Genomic DNA, 241 nt, shown 5'->3' with positions numbered 1-241 from the left:
CTTATATACTCGCTATAGGGCTATTTATTTGGTTGTATGAGTGGATAAGAGCAAGATTCCATGATTAAACAAAGTATGATCAGGCTTTTATGCCGAGAAAATTTATTTATATTGAGAAGTACCCTTAACTAAACTTGCAGACGAATGTCGGCATAGCGTGAGCTATTAGCCCGACCATTCGACAAGTTTTGGGTTTGTTAAGGGTACAGAGGCTCAATGTAAATAAAGCAATTGGAATAAA

The 241-nt window shown here is 36.5% G+C and carries 1 protein-coding gene; it reads left to right on the top strand.

Annotation, left to right across the window (positions count from 1 at the left end; genetic code table 11):
* Nucleotides 1–68 (top strand): DUF334 domain-containing protein (locus SH09_RS17475; RefSeq protein ID WP_141639733.1); only part of this gene is annotated, 68 nt, incomplete at its 5' end.
* Between the last annotated feature and the right edge of the window lie 173 nt (nt 69–241).

The sequence above is a fragment of the Staphylococcus gallinarum genome (assembly GCF_000875895.1).
GTDB lineage: Bacteria > Bacillota > Bacilli > Staphylococcales > Staphylococcaceae > Staphylococcus > Staphylococcus gallinarum.
This window is presented reverse-complemented; position numbering and strand designations above follow the sequence as displayed.